General features: G+C 68.1%; 19 protein-coding genes and 1 tRNA gene. 6 read left to right on the plus strand and 14 right to left on the minus strand.

Annotated features, from left to right (window positions below; genetic code table 11):
- Positions 1 to 3: 3 nt before the first annotated feature.
- The gene (locus ACFVDO_RS02540) at positions 4 to 444 is read right to left on the minus strand and encodes a helix-turn-helix transcriptional regulator (protein WP_378857127.1); all 441 of its coding nucleotides are present in this window, start codon (positions 442 to 444) and stop codon (positions 4 to 6) included.
- 98 nt (positions 445 to 542) lie between these two features.
- Here ACFVDO_RS02540 and ACFVDO_RS02545 point away from each other — a divergent pair, with 98 nt between their 5' ends.
- A complete protein-coding gene (locus tag ACFVDO_RS02545) occupies positions 543 to 1,139 on the plus strand; it encodes an HdeD family acid-resistance protein (protein ID WP_378857125.1) in 597 nt (198 codons plus the stop codon).
- A 65-nt stretch (positions 1,140 to 1,204) separates the two neighbouring features.
- Here the strand turns inward: ACFVDO_RS02545 and ACFVDO_RS02550 are convergent, their stop codons facing one another.
- Positions 1,205 to 1,969: an SDR family oxidoreductase gene (locus ACFVDO_RS02550; RefSeq protein ID WP_378857123.1), complete on the minus strand. Its 765-nt coding sequence runs from the start codon at positions 1,967 to 1,969 to the stop codon at positions 1,205 to 1,207.
- Between the two features lie 126 nt (positions 1,970 to 2,095).
- On the opposite strand from ACFVDO_RS02550, the gene ACFVDO_RS02555 reads away from it, so the two are divergent.
- The 4 genes from ACFVDO_RS02555 to ACFVDO_RS02570 all read left to right on the plus strand — a co-directional run bounded on the left by ACFVDO_RS02555 (position 2,096) and on the right by ACFVDO_RS02570 (position 4,761).
- Positions 2,096 to 2,542, plus strand: coding sequence for an NfeD family protein (locus ACFVDO_RS02555; RefSeq protein ID WP_378857121.1), 447 nt, complete (start codon positions 2,096 to 2,098; stop codon positions 2,540 to 2,542).
- 4 nt (positions 2,543 to 2,546) lie between these two features.
- A complete protein-coding gene (locus ACFVDO_RS02560; protein WP_378857330.1) occupies positions 2,547 to 3,482 on the plus strand; it encodes an SPFH domain-containing protein in 936 nt (311 codons plus the stop codon).
- Entirely contained in the window at positions 3,479 to 4,252 is a 774-nt protein-coding gene (locus ACFVDO_RS02565; protein WP_378857119.1) for a glycerophosphodiester phosphodiesterase family protein, read from the plus strand. The genes ACFVDO_RS02560 and ACFVDO_RS02565 overlap by 4 nt, the downstream gene beginning before the upstream one ends.
- 125 nt (positions 4,253 to 4,377) lie before the next feature.
- Positions 4,378 to 4,761 (plus strand): RNA polymerase-binding protein RbpA, encoded by a 384-nt coding sequence (locus tag ACFVDO_RS02570; RefSeq protein WP_378857117.1) that lies wholly within the window; start codon positions 4,378 to 4,380, stop codon positions 4,759 to 4,761.
- On the opposite strand, the gene lnt is transcribed toward ACFVDO_RS02570, so the two are convergent.
- From lnt to ACFVDO_RS02615, 9 genes are read right to left on the minus strand one after another with little or no spacing between them, the layout of a single operon-like run.
- Entirely contained in the window at positions 4,762 to 6,309 is a 1,548-nt protein-coding gene (gene lnt / locus ACFVDO_RS02575) for an apolipoprotein N-acyltransferase (RefSeq protein WP_378857115.1), read from the minus strand.
- Between the two features lie 6 nt (positions 6,310 to 6,315).
- Positions 6,316 to 8,790 (minus strand): DEAD/DEAH box helicase, encoded by a 2,475-nt coding sequence (locus ACFVDO_RS02580; RefSeq protein WP_378857113.1) that lies wholly within the window; start codon positions 8,788 to 8,790, stop codon positions 6,316 to 6,318.
- Positions 8,787 to 9,548: a twin-arginine translocase subunit TatC gene (tatC, locus tag ACFVDO_RS02585; protein WP_378857328.1), complete on the minus strand. Its 762-nt coding sequence runs from the start codon at positions 9,546 to 9,548 to the stop codon at positions 8,787 to 8,789. Before tatC ends, ACFVDO_RS02580 begins: the two co-directional genes overlap by 4 nt.
- A gap of 59 nt (positions 9,549 to 9,607) precedes the next feature.
- Positions 9,608 to 9,856 (minus strand): Sec-independent protein translocase subunit TatA, encoded by a 249-nt coding sequence (gene tatA / locus ACFVDO_RS02590; protein ID WP_378857112.1) that lies wholly within the window; start codon positions 9,854 to 9,856, stop codon positions 9,608 to 9,610.
- 35 nt (positions 9,857 to 9,891) lie between these two features.
- The gene (locus ACFVDO_RS02595; RefSeq protein WP_378857110.1) at positions 9,892 to 10,875 is read right to left on the minus strand and encodes a helix-turn-helix transcriptional regulator; all 984 of its coding nucleotides are present in this window, start codon (positions 10,873 to 10,875) and stop codon (positions 9,892 to 9,894) included.
- On the minus strand, positions 10,868 to 11,863 hold the full coding sequence (locus ACFVDO_RS02600) for a helix-turn-helix transcriptional regulator (protein WP_378857108.1): 996 nt from the start codon (positions 11,861 to 11,863) through the stop codon (positions 10,868 to 10,870). Before ACFVDO_RS02600 ends, ACFVDO_RS02595 begins: the two co-directional genes overlap by 8 nt.
- Entirely contained in the window at positions 11,863 to 12,759 is an 897-nt protein-coding gene (locus ACFVDO_RS02605) for a hypothetical protein (protein WP_378857106.1), read from the minus strand. The genes ACFVDO_RS02600 and ACFVDO_RS02605 overlap by 1 nt, the downstream gene beginning before the upstream one ends.
- A gap of 10 nt (positions 12,760 to 12,769) precedes the next feature.
- Positions 12,770 to 13,780, minus strand: a complete 1,011-nt coding sequence (locus ACFVDO_RS02610; protein WP_378857104.1) for a tRNA (adenine-N1)-methyltransferase — start codon at positions 13,778 to 13,780, stop codon at positions 12,770 to 12,772.
- Positions 13,777 to 14,472 carry an HAD family hydrolase gene (locus ACFVDO_RS02615; protein ID WP_378857102.1) on the minus strand — a complete coding sequence of 232 codons (696 nt, stop codon included), beginning with the start codon at positions 14,470 to 14,472 and terminating at the stop codon, positions 13,777 to 13,779. Before ACFVDO_RS02615 ends, ACFVDO_RS02610 begins: the two co-directional genes overlap by 4 nt.
- Positions 14,473 to 14,541: 69 nt before the next feature.
- Between ACFVDO_RS02615 and ACFVDO_RS02620 the strand changes: the two genes are divergently transcribed.
- A complete protein-coding gene (locus ACFVDO_RS02620) occupies positions 14,542 to 15,387 on the plus strand; it encodes a PAC2 family protein (RefSeq protein WP_378857100.1) in 846 nt (281 codons plus the stop codon).
- Between the two features lie 20 nt (positions 15,388 to 15,407).
- On the opposite strand, the gene ACFVDO_RS02625 is transcribed toward ACFVDO_RS02620, so the two are convergent.
- From ACFVDO_RS02625 to ACFVDO_RS02635, 3 genes are all read right to left on the minus strand, one after another.
- The gene (locus ACFVDO_RS02625; protein ID WP_378857098.1) at positions 15,408 to 16,235 is read right to left on the minus strand and encodes an undecaprenyl-diphosphate phosphatase; all 828 of its coding nucleotides are present in this window, start codon (positions 16,233 to 16,235) and stop codon (positions 15,408 to 15,410) included.
- 48 nt (positions 16,236 to 16,283) lie between these two features.
- Positions 16,284 to 17,579 (minus strand): M20/M25/M40 family metallo-hydrolase, encoded by a 1,296-nt coding sequence (locus ACFVDO_RS02630; protein ID WP_378857096.1) that lies wholly within the window; start codon positions 17,577 to 17,579, stop codon positions 16,284 to 16,286.
- 103 nt (positions 17,580 to 17,682) lie between these two features.
- Positions 17,683 to 17,767: transfer RNA gene (locus ACFVDO_RS02635), tRNA-Leu, on the minus strand.
- Between the last annotated feature and the right edge of the window lie 54 nt (positions 17,768 to 17,821).

The raw sequence follows: 17,821 nt of genomic DNA on the forward strand, positions 1-17,821 counted from the left end.
ACGCTACGCATCCCCGCCGGCGTCCGCTTCTCGATTCCTGATCGGTCTGGTGGCGTGCTTCCACGAGAGCGACGGCACGCCGGGGCCGAGATCGGGATCGTCCTTGTAGGAGCTCGGTGATCGGCCGACCAGCTCGGAGAAGCGCGTGCTGAAGGTGCCCAGTGACGAGAACCCGACCTCGAAGCACACGTCGGTGACCGACAGGTCGCCGCGCCGCAGCAGCGCCATCGCCCGTTCGATCCGCCGGGTCATGAGATACGAATACGGCGACTCGCCGAACGTCGCCTTGAACCGCCTGCTGAGGTGACCGGCGGACATGTGCGCGCCCCTGGCCAGCGCCTCGACATCGAGAGGCTGGGCGTACTCGCGGTCGATCCTGTCGCGCACCCGGCGCAGGACGACCAGCTCGCGCAGATGCGGGTCTTCGGCGGGTGTCACGGTCACCTCACGATCCTGGCACGACGTGTGCAATTCCACGGTTTGGAAACCGCAGCCACTACGCTGTACTGAGCCTCACAGGAGGTTCCCAGAAAGGAAACATCATGTCTGATGCTCTCTCGGAAGCGAAGGGCTTCGTCAAGTCCGTCCGGGTCTTCCTCGCCGTCTCGGGTGCGATCGCACTCATCGCCGGCCTCGTCCTGCTCATCTGGCCCGGCAAGTCCGCCGTGATCGTCACCGCGATCATCGCCGCGTACCTGATCATCGCCGGCCTCGTCTACATCGCGCTCGGGATCTTCTCCAAGGAGAAGGGCGGCTGGGCGCGCGTCGGCCACGTCGTGCTCGGTCTGATCTACATCGTCGCCGGTGTCATCGCGTTCACGAACCTGGCTGCGGCCGCCGCGACGCTCGCATTCGTGGTCGCCATCCTGATCGGTGTCAGCTGGATCATCGACGGCATCGTCTCGCTCAGCCTGCTGGGCAAGTCGGCCTCGAAGACCTGGACCGTCATCTACTCGATCCTCAGCATCGTCGCCGGAATCGTGGTGCTCTTCTCGCCGCTGTACGCCGTCGTCGTGCTGTGGTGGATCCTGGGCATCGCCCTGGTCGTGCTCGGCATCGTCCAGATCGTGCGCGCGATCACGCTCGGCAAGGACGCGAAGGACATCGAGGACACGCTGAAGAGCGACGCCTCGGTCTGATCCGTCCCCCTCATGAGAATGGCCCCGTCCGATCGGACGGGGCCATTCTCATGTCTGCTGCGTGATCACTCGGCGACGAAGCCCGAGGTGTCTCCCACCAGGCGGGTGTTGTCGGCGGGCACCAGGTCGACGGCGGCCTGTGCGACCTCGGCGGCGAACTCCGACACGTTGTAGAGCTTGCCGGCCGACTCGCGACGCTCCGAGATGGCGCCGGGGTTCATGCGCTCCAGCAGGGTGGCCGTGATGGTGCCTTCGATCATGTCGCCTGAGACCACGGTGAAGCCGACACCCGCCTCGGCCAGACCAGGGATGAGCTCCCGCAGCGCATCCTCGCCTGCGCGCTTGGACTTCGCGACCGGTTCGTACTCGGGCATGGTCGGCGTGGTGCGGATGAAGTGCGCCTGGTGGCTGGTCACGAAGACGACTCGCGACCCCTCGCCGAGCAGCGGACGTGCCTGGGTCAGCACGTCGACCTGCGCATCGCGGTTCAGCGTGAGCGCGTAGTCCTCGGCCATGCCGGACTCCATGCCGCCGGAGGCGTTCAGGACCAGGATGTCGAGGCGGCCGAATTCGCTCTCGACCTTCGCGAGCATCTCCCCGACGGATGCCGGGTCGGTGAGGTCCGCGGCGACCACGAGAGCCCTGCGGCCCAGTGCGCGCAGCTCGGTCGCGAGCTTCTCGGCGCGGGGTGCCTTGTTGCGGTAGTTGATCACCACGTCGGCCCCGGCCTGCGCGAAATAGCGGACGGTGTCGGCGCCGATGCCCCGCGACGATCCGGTGACCAGCGCCACCTTGCCGTCGAGGGAGCCAGCGGGAAGAACGTCGGTCACTGGTGCTCCTTGGAATGCTGTGTTTCGCCGCGACCGCGACGATCTCAGCCTACCGCGGAGGGGCCCGCCGACCCCCTTGCGGCCCGTGGTAGGTTCGCTGGAAAGGGAAGGGCGACCATGATCGAGATGTTCGAACAGTGGGCGTGGATCGGCTGGCTGGTGCTGATCGCGGTGTTCCTCGTGATCGAGATGCTGAGCCTCGACTTCACCTTCCTGATGCTGGCCTTCGGTGGTGCTGTGGGCCTCATCACCGACCTGATCGGCATGCCGATCTGGTTGCAGGTGATCATCGCGGCCGTCGCCGCGGCCCTGTTCATCCTCTTCCTGCGTCCGCCGCTGCTGCATCGCCTGAGACGCGGTGAGGATCCGACCAAGTCGAACGTCGATGCGCTGGTCGGCCTGCACGGCACCGCTCTTGCGGACATCACCCGTACCAGTGGGCAGGCCAAGCTCGGCAACGGCGACACCTGGACGGCGCGCAGCGCCTCGGATGCGACCATCCCGCAGGGCGGCCGTGTCGAGGTCGTCGAGATCACCGGGGCGACGGCCATCGTCCGTCCCGTCAGCGAATAGGAGCATCGTGGACGATTCGTTCATCCCCACCGCGATCGGGTGGATTCTCGCGATCGCGGTCATCATCTTCGTCGTGGTGACCGTTGCCCGAGCCATCCGCATCATCCCGCAGGCCACCGCCGGGGTCGTCGAGCGTCTGGGCCGGTACCACAAGACATTGATGCCGGGTCTCAACCTGCTGGTGCCGTTCATCGACCGGCTCCGGCCGCTCATCGATCTTCGCGAGCAGGTCGTTTCGTTCCCCCCGCAGCCGGTCATCACCGAGGACAACCTCGTCGTGTCCATCGACACGGTCGTGTACTTCCAGGTGACGGACGCTCGCGCCGCGACTTACGAGATCGCGAACTATCTCGGTGCGGTCGAACAGCTCACCACCACCACGCTGCGCAACGTGGTCGGCGGCCTCAACCTCGAAGAGGCACTCACCAGCCGAGACGAGATCAACGGTCAGCTGCGCGTCGTCCTCGACGAGGCGACCGGCAAATGGGGCATCCGCGTCGGACGTGTCGAGCTGAAGGCCATCGACCCTCCCATCTCGATCCAAGACTCGATGGAGAAGCAGATGCGCGCCGAGCGCGAGCGACGCGCCACGATCCTCACCGCCGAAGGGTCAAAGCAGGCGCAGATCCTCGAGGCCGAAGGACAGCGCCAGGCGGCGATCCTCAAGGCCGAGGGTGACAAGCAGGCCGCTGTGCTGCGCGCCCAGGGCGAGGCGGAGGCGATCAACAACGTCTTCACCGCGATCCACGAGGGCCGCCCCGACGACAAGCTGCTCGCCTACCAGTACCTGCAGATGCTGCCGAAGGTCAGCGAGAGCCCGTCCAGCAAGCTGTGGATCATCCCGAGCGAGCTGACCGAGGCGTTGAAGAACTTCGGCACCGCGTTCGCTCCGAAGCCCGACGGCACTCCGCAGGCACCGCCGAGGCTGCCCGGAGCGTGACGCACCCGTACTTCGAAGGAGCCCGGCTCCCCCGTGTCCTCGCCCACCGCGGTCTCGCGATCCCGGAGGGCGAGGACTCGTCCGTGTGGGAGAACTCCGCGGGCTCGTTCGCGCAGGCCGTGACCGCCGGCGCGGAGTACATCGAGAGCGACTGTCAGGTCACTGCCGATGGAGATGTCGTGCTCTTCCACGACGACACGCTGGAGCGGCTGACGGGCGACCCCCGCGCGATCTCGGCCGTGCGCACGGCCGAGCTGCGCGACATCTTCGCCGAGCACGGCGGCCTGATGACGGTGGCCGAGGCTCTCGCTGCGTTCCCCGAAACGCGGTTCAACATCGACGTCAAGACGGATGCGGCGGCCGAGCCGATCGGCGCCCTCATCGCTCCGCACACCCGACGCGTGCTGATCACGAGTTTCTCGGATGCCCGTCGACGACACGCGCTCGATTCGATCCGTCGCGCCGGGGCGGACGGCCCGCCCGCGACTTCCGGTGGGAGCCACACGATCGTGGCGCTGCGGGCGTTGTCCGCACTGCACCTCTCCCCCGGTGCTGCACTGCGTGGCATCGACGCGGTGCAGATCCCCGTCGCTCAGGGATCGCTCCGGGTGCTGACGCCGGCACTCCTGGGTGCGGCTCACCGGCACGGCGTCGAAGTGCATGTCTGGACCGTCAACGAGCCGGAGCTGATGCGCGATCTCGTCGCTCTGGGAGTCGACGGCATCATCACCGATCATGCCGACGTCGCGCTGCGAACTCTGAACGATTGAGTCTTCCTCTGACTTATATGGGCTGACCCCTGGGATTCCACTGTGAAAAGCTCTAGGATTCAGGCCCTGTGGATGATCCGCACAGACAGGTTCGTTATACCTGACAGCGACGAGAGGACCACACAATGGCAGATCGCAGCCTGCGCGGCATCCGACTCGGCGCCCAGAGCTTGCAGAGCGAAGAGGGCGTCGTCTTCATGGAACGGAGCGCCACCACCTATGCGTGCCCGGTTTGCGGGCACGAGACCACCCTGATGTTCGCCGCGGACGCGGAGCCCCCGCAGACGTGGGAGTGCCGTTCCTGCGGCGCCGACGCTCTGCTCGAGGTCGATGGCAAGCCCGTCACTCCGGTCGAGGAAGACAGCAAGGCCGCGCGCACTCACTGGGACATGCTGCTCGAGCGCCGTACCCGCGCCGAGCTCGAGGAGCTGCTCGAGGAGCGGCTCGCCTACATCCGCGCCCGCCGTGGCGCCGGCGACGACCCGACTCGCCAGAAGATCGGCGCCTGATCAGGCCCGACGCCGTCGGGCGAGCACGCCGCTGAGCAATAGCCCCGCGACGCCGCCCCACAGCAGGACCTGCTGAAGCCAGGGTCCGAGCACGACTCCAGCCGTGAGGCCGGTGCGAAGTTCGACATCGTCGAGCAGCGCGCCGGCCTTGTCCGCGTTCAGGGTCGACATCGTTGACCCGTCGGGGCGGATGGTCTGGCTGGTGCCCACCGTGGAGATGTTCACCACACTGCGGCCGGTCTCGATCGCGCGGGTGCGCGCGAAGGCGAGCTGCTGCAGGTTCTCGTCGGTGCCGCGGAAATCGGCGTTGTTCGTCTGGAAGATCAGCACCCGTGCGCCACCGGTGACGCCCTCACGGATGACCTCGTCGTAGATGACGTCGAAGCAGATCGCGAGTCCCACCGGCACATCGCCGACGTGGACCAGGGGCGGATTCGTACCCGGCGTGTACTCGCGCTGCAGGAGGCCGATCAGATCCGGCACGATCGCGTTGTAGAACTCTCGGTTCGGCACGTACTCGCCGAAGGGCACCGGATGCCGCTTGTCGTGGAGCTGGTCGGCGGTGCCATCGGAGGTCCACAGGAATGACGTGTTGAAGATCTCCTTGCCGCGCTCCGTCGCCGTGTTCGCGAGCAGGGGCGCACCGGCCTCGGTCACGACCCGGGTGAGTCGTCGCGCTGTGCCGGGGTCCTGGAACGGGTCGTAGCCCGCCGAACCCTCCGGCCACACGACGAGATCGAGATCTTCGCCGTACAGCGGCTCGGTCGCCGCCATCTGGGAGTCGATGATGGCGTAGGGCTCTCGGTGGTCGAAGTACCCGGTCGGTCCGTTTCCCTGCACCGCGCCGATGCGCATGTCTCCGGCGGACGTCGTCGGGAAGAGCGGCGTGAGCAGCAGCACGAGCGTGAGCGCCACCGGAGCGATGAGGCGCAGCGGGCGACGCCACGACCCCGTTCGCGCCAGCTCGAGGAGCAGAGCCGTGGTGGTGACGATCAGGAAGCTCAGCCCGCTCACTCCGACCCACGAGGTCAGATGCCCGAGCGGGCTCTCCGACTGCGTCATCCCGAGCCGCGCCCAGGGAAAGCCCCCGTAGGGCCAGTTGCCCAGGAACAGCTCCTGCAGCGTCCACAGCGCGCCGATCAGCGGCGGCAGCACCGCGAGCCGCGCCCGCGGCCAGGCGCGCGGCACCCAGCGGTAGGCGAGGATGATCGGCATCAGCCCCACCGCGGTGAGCGCGGCCTGCACCACGGAGAGGGCGCCCCAGGGGATCAGGCCGAGGTACCGAGTCGCCCAGGAGACCAGCAGGGCGAAGAACACGAGCCCGTAGATCAGGCCGACGAGCAGTCCCGCCCAGATCCGGCGCCCGATCAGTGTGACCAGGAGCAGTGCGACCGCGGGGAACACCAGGGGCCAGATGGCCGGCTCGGGGAACGACAGACGCATCAGCATGCCGGCGACGGCCGCGAGGGGCAGCGCCAGCCACAGCGGCACCAGCGGCTGCGGCCGCGCTGCTCTGTCGACGGGCGCGGAGCGGTCGGTGTCGAGCATCCGTGCCTACACTCCTGAATAGGCCACGATGCCGCGGCGCACGCCGTCGAGAGCGCGTCGCGCCGTGCGTGCGAGCTCTCCATCCTCGGCGACGATGGAGAGCTGATCGAGCAGGTCGATGGTCTGCTTGGCCCATCGGACGAAATCACCGGCCGCCATGTCGGCCTCGATGAGCACCCGGTCGAGCATGCCGCCACGTGCCCACTCGTGCATGGCCGCGGCGAGCCCGGGCGCGAGCGCCTCGGTGCCGGGCAGACGGTGGTCCTGCTCGAGGTCGTCCAGTTCCGCCCACAGCTCGGCGGTCCTGTCGTATGCGATGCGGAAAGCACCGCGGGGCATGCTCCGCTCCCCTGCGTTCTGCTCGTCGCGTCGGGGCTCGTAGACCAAGCAGCACGCCATAGCGGCCAGCGAGGGCGCATCCAACTGCTTCCACAGCCCCTGGCGCAGGGATTCTGCGACGAGCAGGTCGCGTTCGCCGTAGATGCGGCGCATCGTGCGTCCCGCATCCGTCAGCGCCAGGTCTTCGCCCTCGCCCGTGACGTACCCGACGACCTCCAGCACCTCGAGGACACGATCGAAGATGCGCGCCACAGTGCCCGTGCGGTTCTCGATCTGACGACGAGTGCGATCCGTCTCGCGCTTGAGCTTCCAGTACCGCTCAGCCCAGCGAGCATGCGCCTCCCGGTCGGGACAGGCGTTGCAGGGGTGCCGCTGCATCCTGGTGCGCAGCTGCTGGATCTTGTGCAGCCGCTTGTCGCGCACCGTGCGCGGGGCGGCGGCGTCCTTCCGGTGCTTCTTCTCCAGATCGCTGAGCTCGCGCCGGATGCCTGCGTACTCCGTGAAGTCGCCGTGCTCGCAGGTCATGGCCTCGACGTAGCCCACGAGCGACGTCTCCGCCTCTTTGACCTGCCGCGCGAGTCCCACGACGGCCCGGTCGGCCTGGAACTGCGCGAAGGACGACTCCAGAATCTCGCGAGCACGGGCGCGGCCGAAGCGATCGATGAGGTTGACGGCCATGTTGTACGTCGGCCGGAAGCTGGAGTTCAGCGGGTAGGTGCGTCGGGATGCCAGCGCGGCAACCGCCTGCGGGTCCATGCCCTCGGTCCACTGCACGACGGCATGGCCCTCGACGTCGATGCCGCGGCGGCCCGCACGCCCGGTGAGCTGGGTGTACTCCCCCGACGTGATCGCGACGCGCGCCTCGCCGTTGAACTTCTCCATCTTCTCCAGCACCACGGTGCGCGCCGGCATGTTGATGCCCAGGGCGAGCGTCTCGGTGGCGAAGACCGCCTTCAGCAGCTTGCGCTGGAAGAGCTCCTCGACGACCTCCTTGAACGCGGGCAGCAGGCCGGCGTGATGCGAGGCGATGCCGCGCTCCAGGTCGTCACGCCACTGCCAGAAGCCCAGTACGTCCAGATCCTCGTCGCGCAGGGCCCTGGTGCGGTCGTTCGCGATCTCGCGGATCTCCGCGCGCTCCTCGGCTGTCGTCAGGCGCAGTCCGGAGCGCCTGACCTGCTGCACGGCCGCATCGCAGCCGACGCGGCTGAAGATGAAGAAGATCGCAGGCAGCAGATTGGCGTTGTCCAGCAGCCGCACCACGTCTGCCCGGTCCATCCGTTCGATGCGGCGGATGTTGGCCGAACGCACCGGGCGCTTGCCGCCGCGCGGCGGGCGCTTGGCCTGATTGCCGGCCTGGCGCGAGCTGCGATACTCCTGCGCGCGCCTGTTGTCGTCGTACCGCGATCCGGTGAAGGAGCGGATGCGCATGAGCTCCTGGTTCACCTGCGCGGTGGCGATGCCGGCCCTGTCGTCGAAGAGCGGCAGCAGGTCGTCGCGCACCAGCACGTGCTGCTCGAGCGGCACGGGCCGCGTCTCCGAGACGATCACATCGGTGTCGCCGCGCACGGTGTCGAGCCAGTCACCGAACTCCTCGGCGTTCGACACCGTCGCGCTGAGTGAGACCAGTCGCACCTGAGGCGGCAGGTGCAGGATGACCTCTTCCCAGACCGGCCCGCGGAACCGGTCGGCGAGATAGTGCACCTCGTCCATCACCACGTACCGCAGTCCGGTGAGCGCCGGCGAATCGGCGTACAGCATGTTCCGGAGCACTTCTGTGGTCATCACTACGACGCGCGCGTTGCCGTTGATGTTGGTGTCGCCGGTGAGCAGGCCCACCTCGGCCTCGCCGTACACCTCTGTGAGTTCGCGGAACTTCTGGTTCGACAGCGCCTTCATCGGCGTCGTGTAGAACGCCTTGTCTCCCGGGGTCTGCATCGCGAGATGGATCGCGAATTCGCCGACGATGGTCTTTCCGGCGCCGGTGGGGGCGGCCACCAGCACGCTGCGGCCGGCCTCCAGTGACTGGCACGCCGCCACCTGGAACGGATCCAGCCGGAAGCGCTGCTGCGCGGCGAACTCCGCCGTCTGCGGGTGGTCGCGTCGGTCGTTCGCCTCGGCGAACCGATCGGCAGCCGACGTCATGCGGGAAGATCGGGGTCGAGCCCCATCGCGATCATGCGCTTGCGCTTGCGTCGGTCGAACAGCAGTGCGAGCAGTCCGGCGGCGAAGTACAGCACCGTCAGGATGCCGGCCAGCATGAACATGCTGACCAGGTCGGCAGGAGGTGTCGCGATCGCCGCGAACAGGATCGCGATCAGGATTGCCCAGCGCCAGCCCTTGAAGATCGCCTTTCCGGTGATGATCCCGGCCATGTTGAGGCCGATCAGGAACACCGGGAACACGAACGAGATGCCCACAACGATCATCAGCTTGAAGACGAAGTCGTAGAACGGGCGGGCGTCCAGCAGATTCGTCCCGCCCTGAGGCGTGAACCCGATCATCATCTCGATCACGTGCGGTGTGACCAGCGTGGCGACATAGCAGCCGGCGAAGAACAGCGGGATCGCCGTGCCCACGAAGCCGATGGTGTAGCGGGTCTCCTTGCGGGTCAGTCCGGGCATGATGAACGCCCAGATCTGCCACAGCCATACCGGCGCCGCCAGCGTCAGTCCGATCGCGAAGGCGATCCGCATCCGCAGGTCGAATGAGGAGGTCACGGTCCCGAAGTTGAGGCCCGCGAACGTGGTGCTTCCCTGCTCCTGCAGATCGCGAATCGGACGCGTGATGAAGTAGATGATCGGATCCGTCACGAGGAACGCCACGATCATCGCGACAATGATCGCGATCGCCGCGATCGTCAGCCGCTTGCGGAGCTCGCGCAGATGCGAGCTGAGCGACATCCGGCGGTCGTGGCGAGGCTGTTCCTCGACGGGCGAGGAATCAGTCACTGCCACCGCCGTCAGCTGGTCTTGTCAGCGCCGGACGGTGCCTCGTTCGAAGCGGTGGAACCGCTCTCCGGCTTCGCTTCGGTCGATGCTGCTGTCGTGGACGAGCCGTCCTCGTCCTTCATCGCCTTCATCTCGCCCTTGAACACACGGGCGGACTGGCCGACGCTCTTCGCCAGGGCGGGCAGCTTCGCCGCGCCGAACAGGAGCAGGACCACGATGAGGATGGCCAGGAAGTGCCATCCGGTCAGGTTCCCAAGCATGAAAGTCTCCTCATTGGTGGGTAGTGGCGTTCAGTCTACCCGTGGTCGGGAGACATCGGGTCACGGTACAGGGCCAGTCCGGCATTCGCCCAGTCCCGGGTGGCAGTCCGAGCCGCAGCGGGCTCGAGCACCTGCATCCGCCCGGCGAAGCGCGCAGCGAAGCGCTTGATGCCGCGCGGGTCGGCCATGCGCAGGCGCAGGATGACGTCGCCGTCCGCGCGGGAGATCTCCTCGGATCGGAAGCCGCCCAGCAACGGGGCCAGCGTCTCGGGGATGCGCACGGTCACGGTGCCCTCGTCTGGGCCGGTGCCGAAGGCGTCCGGCACCCGGTCGGCGCCATGCGTGATCGCGATCTCGGTCAGCTGCGCATCGCTCACCCGGTCGAGGTGGAAGGTGCGCATCGCCTGACGCAGGTGGCACCAGCCCTGCAGATACCACTGGCCGTCGGTGATGAGCACCTGCACCGGGTCGACCGTGCGCACAGTGGGTGCGGCATCCGGCGCACGATAGGTGAACGAGACGGCGACGCCGTCGTTCAGCGCGCGGGAGACGACCTCCTGCACTTCGCTGACGCGGCTCGGCGCGACGACGACGTCGGCAGGCGCGTCGACCGCGCCGCGGGCCAGTTTCGCGAGCAGCCCCGCCACCAGACCGGAGTCGGACACCGCAGGCACCGCGGCGACCATCTGCAGGCCCGCGAGCAGCGCCGCAGCCTCACGGGCGGTGAAGCGCGGCACGCGTCGCAGCGCCACGTCGTTGGTGATCTCGACAACGTCGTGCTCGTCGAGCAGATCCCAGTCGATGTCGAACATCTCCTGCGGCTGCTGCCAGAACCCGTCCTCGCCGGGCAGGCCGATCACGGTGAGCTTCTCGACCATGGCGCGCATCTCGGGCACACTCACGCCGAACTCCGCTGCCGCTTCGGCGAGCGACACCTGACCACGCTCGAGCAGGTAGGGAACCAGGGTCAGGTAGACCCGCACGCGATCCGCTGCGAGCAACGGCTTCTGATCACTCATGCTCGCTCCCGTCAGTCCCGTGCGCGTCGAAGACACCCTGCAGCCGGGCCACGACCGCATCGCGGAGCTCGGCGGGCTCCACCACGCGCACCTCGGGCCCGTAAGACGCGAGTTCGTCGGCCAGGATGTCGCGATCCACATAGGGCAGGTGGATGCCCTGCACCGCGGGTGTCGCGCGCCGGCCGAGCCTCAGGGCTGCTTCGGTGCCCGGCTCGACCTCGAGCAGCGCGGAGTGCGTCGCAGCGACCTCTTCGAGACCCGCCAGTGCTCGCTCCCCCGCGCCCTCGCGCAGTGCAGGGTCGAAGGACTGGGGGGTGACCTTCACCGCGCCGACGATGCGGCTGAGCAGGAAGGTGCGCTCCGCATCCACATCCACGTCGATGCCGTAGATGTGCCAGCGCGCCTCGTAGTCGAGCAGCGCGAGCGGTCGCAGCCGCCGGCGCTGCGGACCCTCCTCACCGGGCTTGAGGTAATCGAAGGTCACGACCCTTGTGCGCTCGATCGCGTCCTGCAGGGGTGCGAAGGCGGCATCCCGACCGGTGATGCGCGGTGCGAAGCCGATGATCGGCTCGTCGCCGTCGATGCCCATGGCGCGGATCTTTCGCACACCTGCCTGCGCGTCGGTCGATGCGGACTCGGCGCTCCACACGCTGCCTGCCAGGCGCAGCACGGCGAGTTCGGCCGGGCTGAATGCGATGTCGCCGGGAAGGTCGTACTCCTCCTGAGGGATGCGGTAGCGCGCCTCACGCAGGTCATTCGGATCCGCCGCGTCGCCGATCGTCTCGACGCGCACGCCGAGGGCTCGCAGCTGATCCTTGTCGCGCTCGAACATCTTCTCGAGGGCATCGGTCTTCGCGCCGGCCTCGGCACGCTGACGGTACCCCGACACGTTGTCGAGGATCTGCTGCTTGGTCAGGCCGATCCGCGTGGCCATCAGCGCCACGATCAGGTTGGTGAGGCGCTCCTCCGCGGGGATCGTGGCGGCCATCACTTGCCCGAGGGCACCGAACCGAGGATGTCGACGACGTATGCCACGGCCTGGGCGTCGCCCTCACCCGGGACGACCACGAGGATCTGGGAACCGACCTTCGCATCCTTCACCGCCGCGGCGACCTGCGGGGGCAGCTTCGAGAGGTCGGCCTCGGGCAGCTTGCCCCAGGTGGTATCCGCGACCTTCTTGTCGTTCCAGCCGACCGCGGTGTAAGCGAAGAAGGGCTGGTCGTCGCCGACCTTGGCGCCATCTCCTGCGATCAGGGTCTGAGTGATCGTCTTCGTCGGCGCCTTGCTGTCGGGGATGATGATGCCCGGGCGGCCGTCCGAGGGGTTGCGGACGACAGTCGGGACGCCCCGCGCGTTGTTGAAGACGTCGCCGCCCTCGGCACGGGAGAGCATGGTGCTGTCGATGTCGAAGACCGCGATCACGCTGTCGCCCTTGTCGGTCGCCGGTGCGGCGACCACCACCCGGCTGCCGCCGGTCGCGCACTCCAGCGCCTTGTTGAGCTTCAGGTCGGGCAGCCCCTGCTCGATCGTGCTGATCGTGAACAGCTGGCCCTGACCGTCGAAGCCGACGTTCTGGATCATTTCGCCGGTCTTGCCGTCGTACATCGCGAACCCGCCGATGAAGACCTGGTTCGGGTCGACCAGAGCCGCGCCATCGCCGACCTCGGCGTCGAAGAAGGAGACCTTGTCGACCTTCAGCGGTCCGACAAGTTCGAGCTTCGGCTGCTTGCCGACGTCGCCGCTGACCGTGACGTCCTCATTGATCCCATTCGCGGAACCGGTGCGATCACAGGTGGCTCCTGCGAATGACGGCGCAGCCGAGCATCCGGTCAGAGCGACAGCGGACAGGGCGAGGGCGGCGAGAGCAGCGGACGTTTTACGCACGCGCTCCAGTCTATTCCGAAGCCGGGTCCGATTCGCGCGCCGAGGCGGCGATGCGCGCGCCATCAGCCGCCTTCTGCGCCTCTCGGACTCGCTTGCGCAGGTTCTTGTCGGTGATCTCGCGGTCTCCGACGGCACCGGGCGTCCACAGTTCGACGTCCTCGTCGGAGAAGCTCGTCTTCGACGCGCGGCGACGCACCTCCGGCGGAATCGCGCCGGGTGCGAGCCGGCGTGCGGTCAGCAGGAAGCCGGTGTGCGCGACCATGCGGTGGTCGGGGCGCACGGCGAGTCCCTCGACGTGCCAGCCGCGCACCATGGTCTCGGACGCCTCCGGATCGGTGAACAGGCCGGTGGCCCGGATGTACTCCGCGACGCGGGACAACTGAGTGGCGGTGGCGATGTAGCAGATCACCACTCCGCCGGGCGCCAGTGCGTCGGCTACGGCGTCCATGCAGTCCCACGGGGCGAGCATGTCGAGCACGACACGGTCCACGGTGCCCGGTTCGAACTCGGCGCCGAGCTGCTCCGCGAGGTCGCCGACGACGACGCGCCAGGTGTCCGGCGTCTCACCGAAGAAGGTCTCGACGTTGGCCATGGCCACTTCGGCGAAGTCCTCACGGCGCTCGAAGGAGGTCAGCGCGCCGTCCGGTCCGATCGCCCGCAGCAGGGCGAGCGAGAGCGCCCCGGAGCCGACACCTGCCTCGACGACCGTCGCGCCGGGGAAGATGTCTGCCTGCATGACGATCTGCGCGGAGTCCTTCGGGTAGACGATGGCCGCGCCGCGCGGCATCGACATCGCGAAGTCGCGCAGCAGCGGTCGCAGCGCGAGGTAGTCGTGGCCGGAGCTGTTCGTGACCACGGAGCCGTCCGGCAGTCCGATCAGATCGGCGTGCCGGAGCACGCCGTGGTGGGTGTGCAGCTCACCGTCGGCGCGCAGCGTGATCGTGTGCATCCGGGCCTTCGGGCCTGTCAGCTGCACCCGGTCGCCCTCGCGGAACGGGCCGCTCGGCCGTGCCGCGGTCATCGGGCGACCTCCGTCGTGTGGCGGGCGTGCAGGGCGATCACGTCATCCGCCGTGCGGCCCTCGAGCGTCTCCCAGAGCTGGTGCGCGCCGAGGCCGTCGAGCGGGATGAGGTTCGGCACGCCGATCGTGACGGCGCCGGATGCCACACCCGATGCGACACCGGTACGGGAGTCCTCGACGGCCACCGTGTCGGCGATGTCCACGCCCAGCAGTTCGGCTGCGCGCAGGTAGGGATCGGGATGCGGCTTGGGCCGCTCGACGTCGTCACCGGCGACCACGAGGTCGAACGCCTCGAAGTCGATCAGGTCGACCACGTCGGTCGCCATCCGGCGCAGCGACATCGTCACGAGGGCGGTGCGGATGCCGGCGGCACGCAGGTCGGCGAGCAGCTCGCGCGCGCCCGGGCGGAACGGAACACCCTTCGTGCGGAGCGACTCGGAGACCCGGTCGGTCAGCCAGTCGACGATCGCCTGCGCCTCCATGTCCACCCCGGCGGCCTGGAAGACCTTCGCGCTGTCGAGCAGCCCGCTGCCGATCAGCTGCAGCGCCTGCTCGTGCGTCCAGGTGCCGCCATGGGACTCGACGAGCACCGTCTCGGCGGCCATCCAGTACGGCTCGGTGTCGATCAGTGTGCCGTCCATGTCCCACAGGACGGCGGCGGGCCGGGTGACGGAGGAGGAAGCGGTGCTCACTGCACCAATGGTACCGGCGCACCGGCGTGCGCTCGTGCCCGCATCCGCTGCGGCGACTAGCCTTGAGGAATGGACGTCCTCGGCTCGCGCATCATCGTCGCCGCCTTCGACGGCTGGAACGACGCCGGCGAAGCGGCGACCGGTGCCCTTGCAACCCTCCGCGAGAGCGCCGGGTTCACCACGGTGCACAGCGCCGACCCCGAGTTGTACTTCGATTACCAGTACACGCGGCCGGCCACCCGCATGGACGCGCAGGGTCGCCGTGAGCTGACTTGGCCGGAGGCGACGCTGTCCCGGCCGACCGTCGCCACGGGCTCCCCCGAGGTGTGGCTGCTGACCGGCTCCGAGCCGGCGCGCACTTGGCAGGCGTTCGCCTCGGAGTTCATCGATGTCGCGCTGCGCGATGACGTCACCGGCTTCGTCACCCTCGGCGCGATGCTCTCCGATGTGCCGCACACCCGTCCGATCTCGGTGTTCGCCTCGAGTCAGAACGAGCAGGTCCGCGAGGCGCACGGCCTGGAGCGGTCCACCTACGAGGGGCCGGTCGGCATCCTCAGCGTCCTGGAGCACTTCGCGGAGCGCGCCGGGATCCCGACCGCGAGCCTGTGGGCGAGCGTGCCGCACTACGTGGCCACCGCCGCTCCGTCGCCGAAGGCGACCCTCGCGCTGCTCGACCGCCTCGAGGAGCTCACCGCGATCGGCGTGCCGCGCGAGCACCTGCGCACAGAGGCCGCGGCCTGGGAGGCGTCGATCGACGCTGCCGCAGCGGACGACGACGACATGACCGAGTACATCCGGCAGTTGGAGCGCACCCGCGACACCTGGGACTCCCCCGACGCCTCCGGAGACGCGATCGCCCAGGCGTTCGAGCGCTACCTGCGCCGTCGCGGCGACGGTCCGGACCAGAAGCGCTGATCCGGACCGCCCGATGCGGCTCAGCCGGCGATGACGCCGGTGGCCAGCAGCACGATCAGCACGCCGCCGAGGAGGATGCGGTAGATCACGAACGGCAGGAAGCTGTGCTTCGAGATCCAGTTCATGAAGAACGCGATCACGCCGAGTGCGACGACGAAGGCGATGCCGGTGGCCGCGAGGGTCTCAGGCATCGAGAAGTACTGGTTCGGAGCATCCCAGCTCTTCGCGAGCTGGAAGAAGCCGCTGCCGAAGACGGCCGGGATCGCCAGCAGGAATGCGTAGCGGGCCGCTGCGGCGCGCTCGTAGCCGAGGAACAGACCCATCGTGATCGTGCCGCCGGAGCGCGACACGCCGGGAATCAGGGCGAGCGCCTGGGCGAAGCCGTAGGCGACTCCGTCGGGGTAGGTCAGCTGGTTGAGCGAGCGGCGCTTGGCGCCGACCTTGTCGGCGATGCCGAGCAGGATGCCGAACACGATCAACATGATCGCGACGATCCACAGCGACCGCAGCACGGTCTCGATCTGGTCCTGGAAGATCAGACCGAGCAGCACGATCGGGATGCTGCCGATGATGATCAGCCAGCCCATCCGGGCATCCGGATCGTTCCGAGGCAGCCGGCCGACCAGCGCGAGCGCCCAGCTCTTGATGATGCGGACGATGTCACGCCAGAAGAACACGACGACCGCGGCCTCGGTGCCGATCTGCGTGATCGCGGTGAAGGCCGCGCCGGGGTCCTCCCCCGACCCGAGCATGGTGCCCACGATGCGCAGGTGCGCGCTGGATGAGATCGGCAGGAACTCGGTGAGTCCCTGGACGACGCCGAGGAGGAGTGCTTCGAGCAGGTGCATGCACGGGTCTTTCGTGACGGAGCGATAGAGAAGGCGGCGTAGGCCGGATCAGCAGGTGCGGAACAGGTCGGCCAGCACTCGCTGACCGAAGCTCAGCGAGTCTACGGGCACGCGCTCGTCGACTCCGTGGAACATCCCTGTGAAGTCGAGGTCAGCAGGCAGCCGCAGCGGCGCGAAGCCGTAGCCGGTGATGCCGATCGAGGCGAGCGCCTTGTTGTCCGTCCCGGCACCGAGCAGGTACGGGATGACCGGCACACCGGGATCGTGCCTGCCGAGCGCAGCGACCATGGCGTCGACCAGGTCACCCCGGAACGGCGTCTCCATGCCGATGTCGCGGACTACGATCTCGATCTCGATGTCGTCACCCACGATGCGCTGCAGGTCGGCGAGAACCTCGTCCTCGGTGCCGGGCAGGGTGCGCACGTCGATCAGGGCCTCTGCGCGCTCGGGGATCACGTTGTGCTTGTAGCCGGCCTGCAGCACGGTGGGATTCGCCGTGGTGCGGAAGGTCGATGCCAGGAACGCCTCGGCAGGGCCGGCTGCGGCAGCCAGGGCATCCGGATCGTCCGCGCTGCGGCCCGTCAGGTCCGACAGGCCGGCCAGCAGCGCCTCCGTCGTCGGGGTGAGACGGATGGGCCAGCGGGTGCGGCCGATGGCCGCTACGGCCTCTGAAAGCTTCGTGAGAGCATTCTCAGGATGCAGGCGGCTGCCGTGCCCGGTGCGGCCCCGTGCGACGAGCCGGATCCAGATCAGTGCCTTCTCCCCCACCTGCAGCAGGTAGGCGCGGCGATCATCGACGGTTATCGAATACCCGCCCACCTCGCTGATGGCCTCGGTCGCTCCGGCGAACCACTCCGGGCGCTCCTTCACGACCAGGGCGGAGCCCTCGACGCCGCCGTTCTCCTCGTCGGCGAAGAAGGCGAGCACGAGATCGCGCTCGGGCTGCTCGCCGGCGCGGAGCAGATCACCGACGGATGCCAGGATCATGGCGTCCATGTTCTTCATGTCCACGGCGCCGCGACCCCAGAGCATACCGTCGCGGATTTCACCGGCGAACGGATCGATGCTCCAGTCCTCGGCCATGGCCGGCACGACGTCGAGGTGCCCGTGCACGACGAGGGCAGGACGGCTGCGATCCCGTCCCGGAACCCGGGCCATCACGTTGGTGCGGCGCGGGATCGGCTCGAAGTACTCCGGAGTCAGTCCGAGCGACTCCAGGTGCGCGCCGACGTACTCGGCAGCCTCGCGCTCGCCGTTCGACTTTCCGCCACCCCAGTTCGAGGTGTCGATGCGGATCAGGTCGCGGGCGATGCGCACGACCTCGGGCAGCGAGCTCTCGGACATGGGTCAAGGCTATCGAAGTGGGGCTGGGGCTCGGTGCCATCCTGCGGGCGCAACATGAAGCAGGACCCCCGGGTCTTCGACCTGGGGGTCCTGCTTCATTCTGTGCGCGAGGGGGGACTTGAACCCCCACGCCCTTATCGGGCACTAGCACCTCAAGCTAGCGCGTCTACCTATTCCGCCACCCGCGCAAGGTGGGTTTTCGGCTGTTCCCAACCGAAGATCGAGATTAGCACGATCCTGGA

The sequence above is a fragment of the Microbacterium sp. NPDC057741 genome (assembly GCF_042798735.1).
Taxonomy (GTDB): Bacteria; Actinomycetota; Actinomycetes; order Actinomycetales; family Microbacteriaceae; genus Microbacterium.

What these genes read in the sequence shown, in the direction of transcription:
- ACFVDO_RS02545 (WP_378857125.1), top strand. Translation starts at nt 543, where the DNA reads ATGTCTGATGCTCTCTCGGAAGCGAAGGGCTTCGTCAAGTCCGTCCGG.
- ACFVDO_RS02555 (WP_378857121.1), top strand. Translation starts at nt 2,096, where the DNA reads ATGTTCGAACAGTGGGCGTGGATCGGCTGGCTGGTGCTGATCGCGGTG.
- ACFVDO_RS02570 (WP_378857117.1), top strand. Translation starts at nt 4,378, where the DNA reads ATGGCAGATCGCAGCCTGCGCGGCATCCGACTCGGCGCCCAGAGCTTG.
- lnt (WP_378857115.1), bottom strand. Translation starts at nt 6,309, where the DNA reads ATGCTCGACACCGACCGCTCCGCGCCCGTCGACAGAGCAGCGCGGCCG.
- ACFVDO_RS02580 (WP_378857113.1), bottom strand. Translation starts at nt 8,790, where the DNA reads ATGACGTCGGCTGCCGATCGGTTCGCCGAGGCGAACGACCGACGCGAC.
- tatC (WP_378857328.1), bottom strand. Translation starts at nt 9,548, where the DNA reads ATGTCGCTCAGCTCGCATCTGCGCGAGCTCCGCAAGCGGCTGACGATC.
- tatA (WP_378857112.1), bottom strand. Translation starts at nt 9,856, where the DNA reads ATGCTTGGGAACCTGACCGGATGGCACTTCCTGGCCATCCTCATCGTG.
- ACFVDO_RS02595 (WP_378857110.1), bottom strand. Translation starts at nt 10,875, where the DNA reads ATGAGTGATCAGAAGCCGTTGCTCGCAGCGGATCGCGTGCGGGTCTAC.
- ACFVDO_RS02600 (WP_378857108.1), bottom strand. Translation starts at nt 11,863, where the DNA reads ATGGCCGCCACGATCCCCGCGGAGGAGCGCCTCACCAACCTGATCGTG.
- ACFVDO_RS02610 (WP_378857104.1), bottom strand. Translation starts at nt 13,780, where the DNA reads ATGACCGCGGCACGGCCGAGCGGCCCGTTCCGCGAGGGCGACCGGGTG.
- ACFVDO_RS02620 (WP_378857100.1), top strand. Translation starts at nt 14,542, where the DNA reads ATGGACGTCCTCGGCTCGCGCATCATCGTCGCCGCCTTCGACGGCTGG.
- ACFVDO_RS02625 (WP_378857098.1), bottom strand. Translation starts at nt 16,235, where the DNA reads ATGCACCTGCTCGAAGCACTCCTCCTCGGCGTCGTCCAGGGACTCACC.
- ACFVDO_RS02630 (WP_378857096.1), bottom strand. Translation starts at nt 17,579, where the DNA reads ATGTCCGAGAGCTCGCTGCCCGAGGTCGTGCGCATCGCCCGCGACCTG.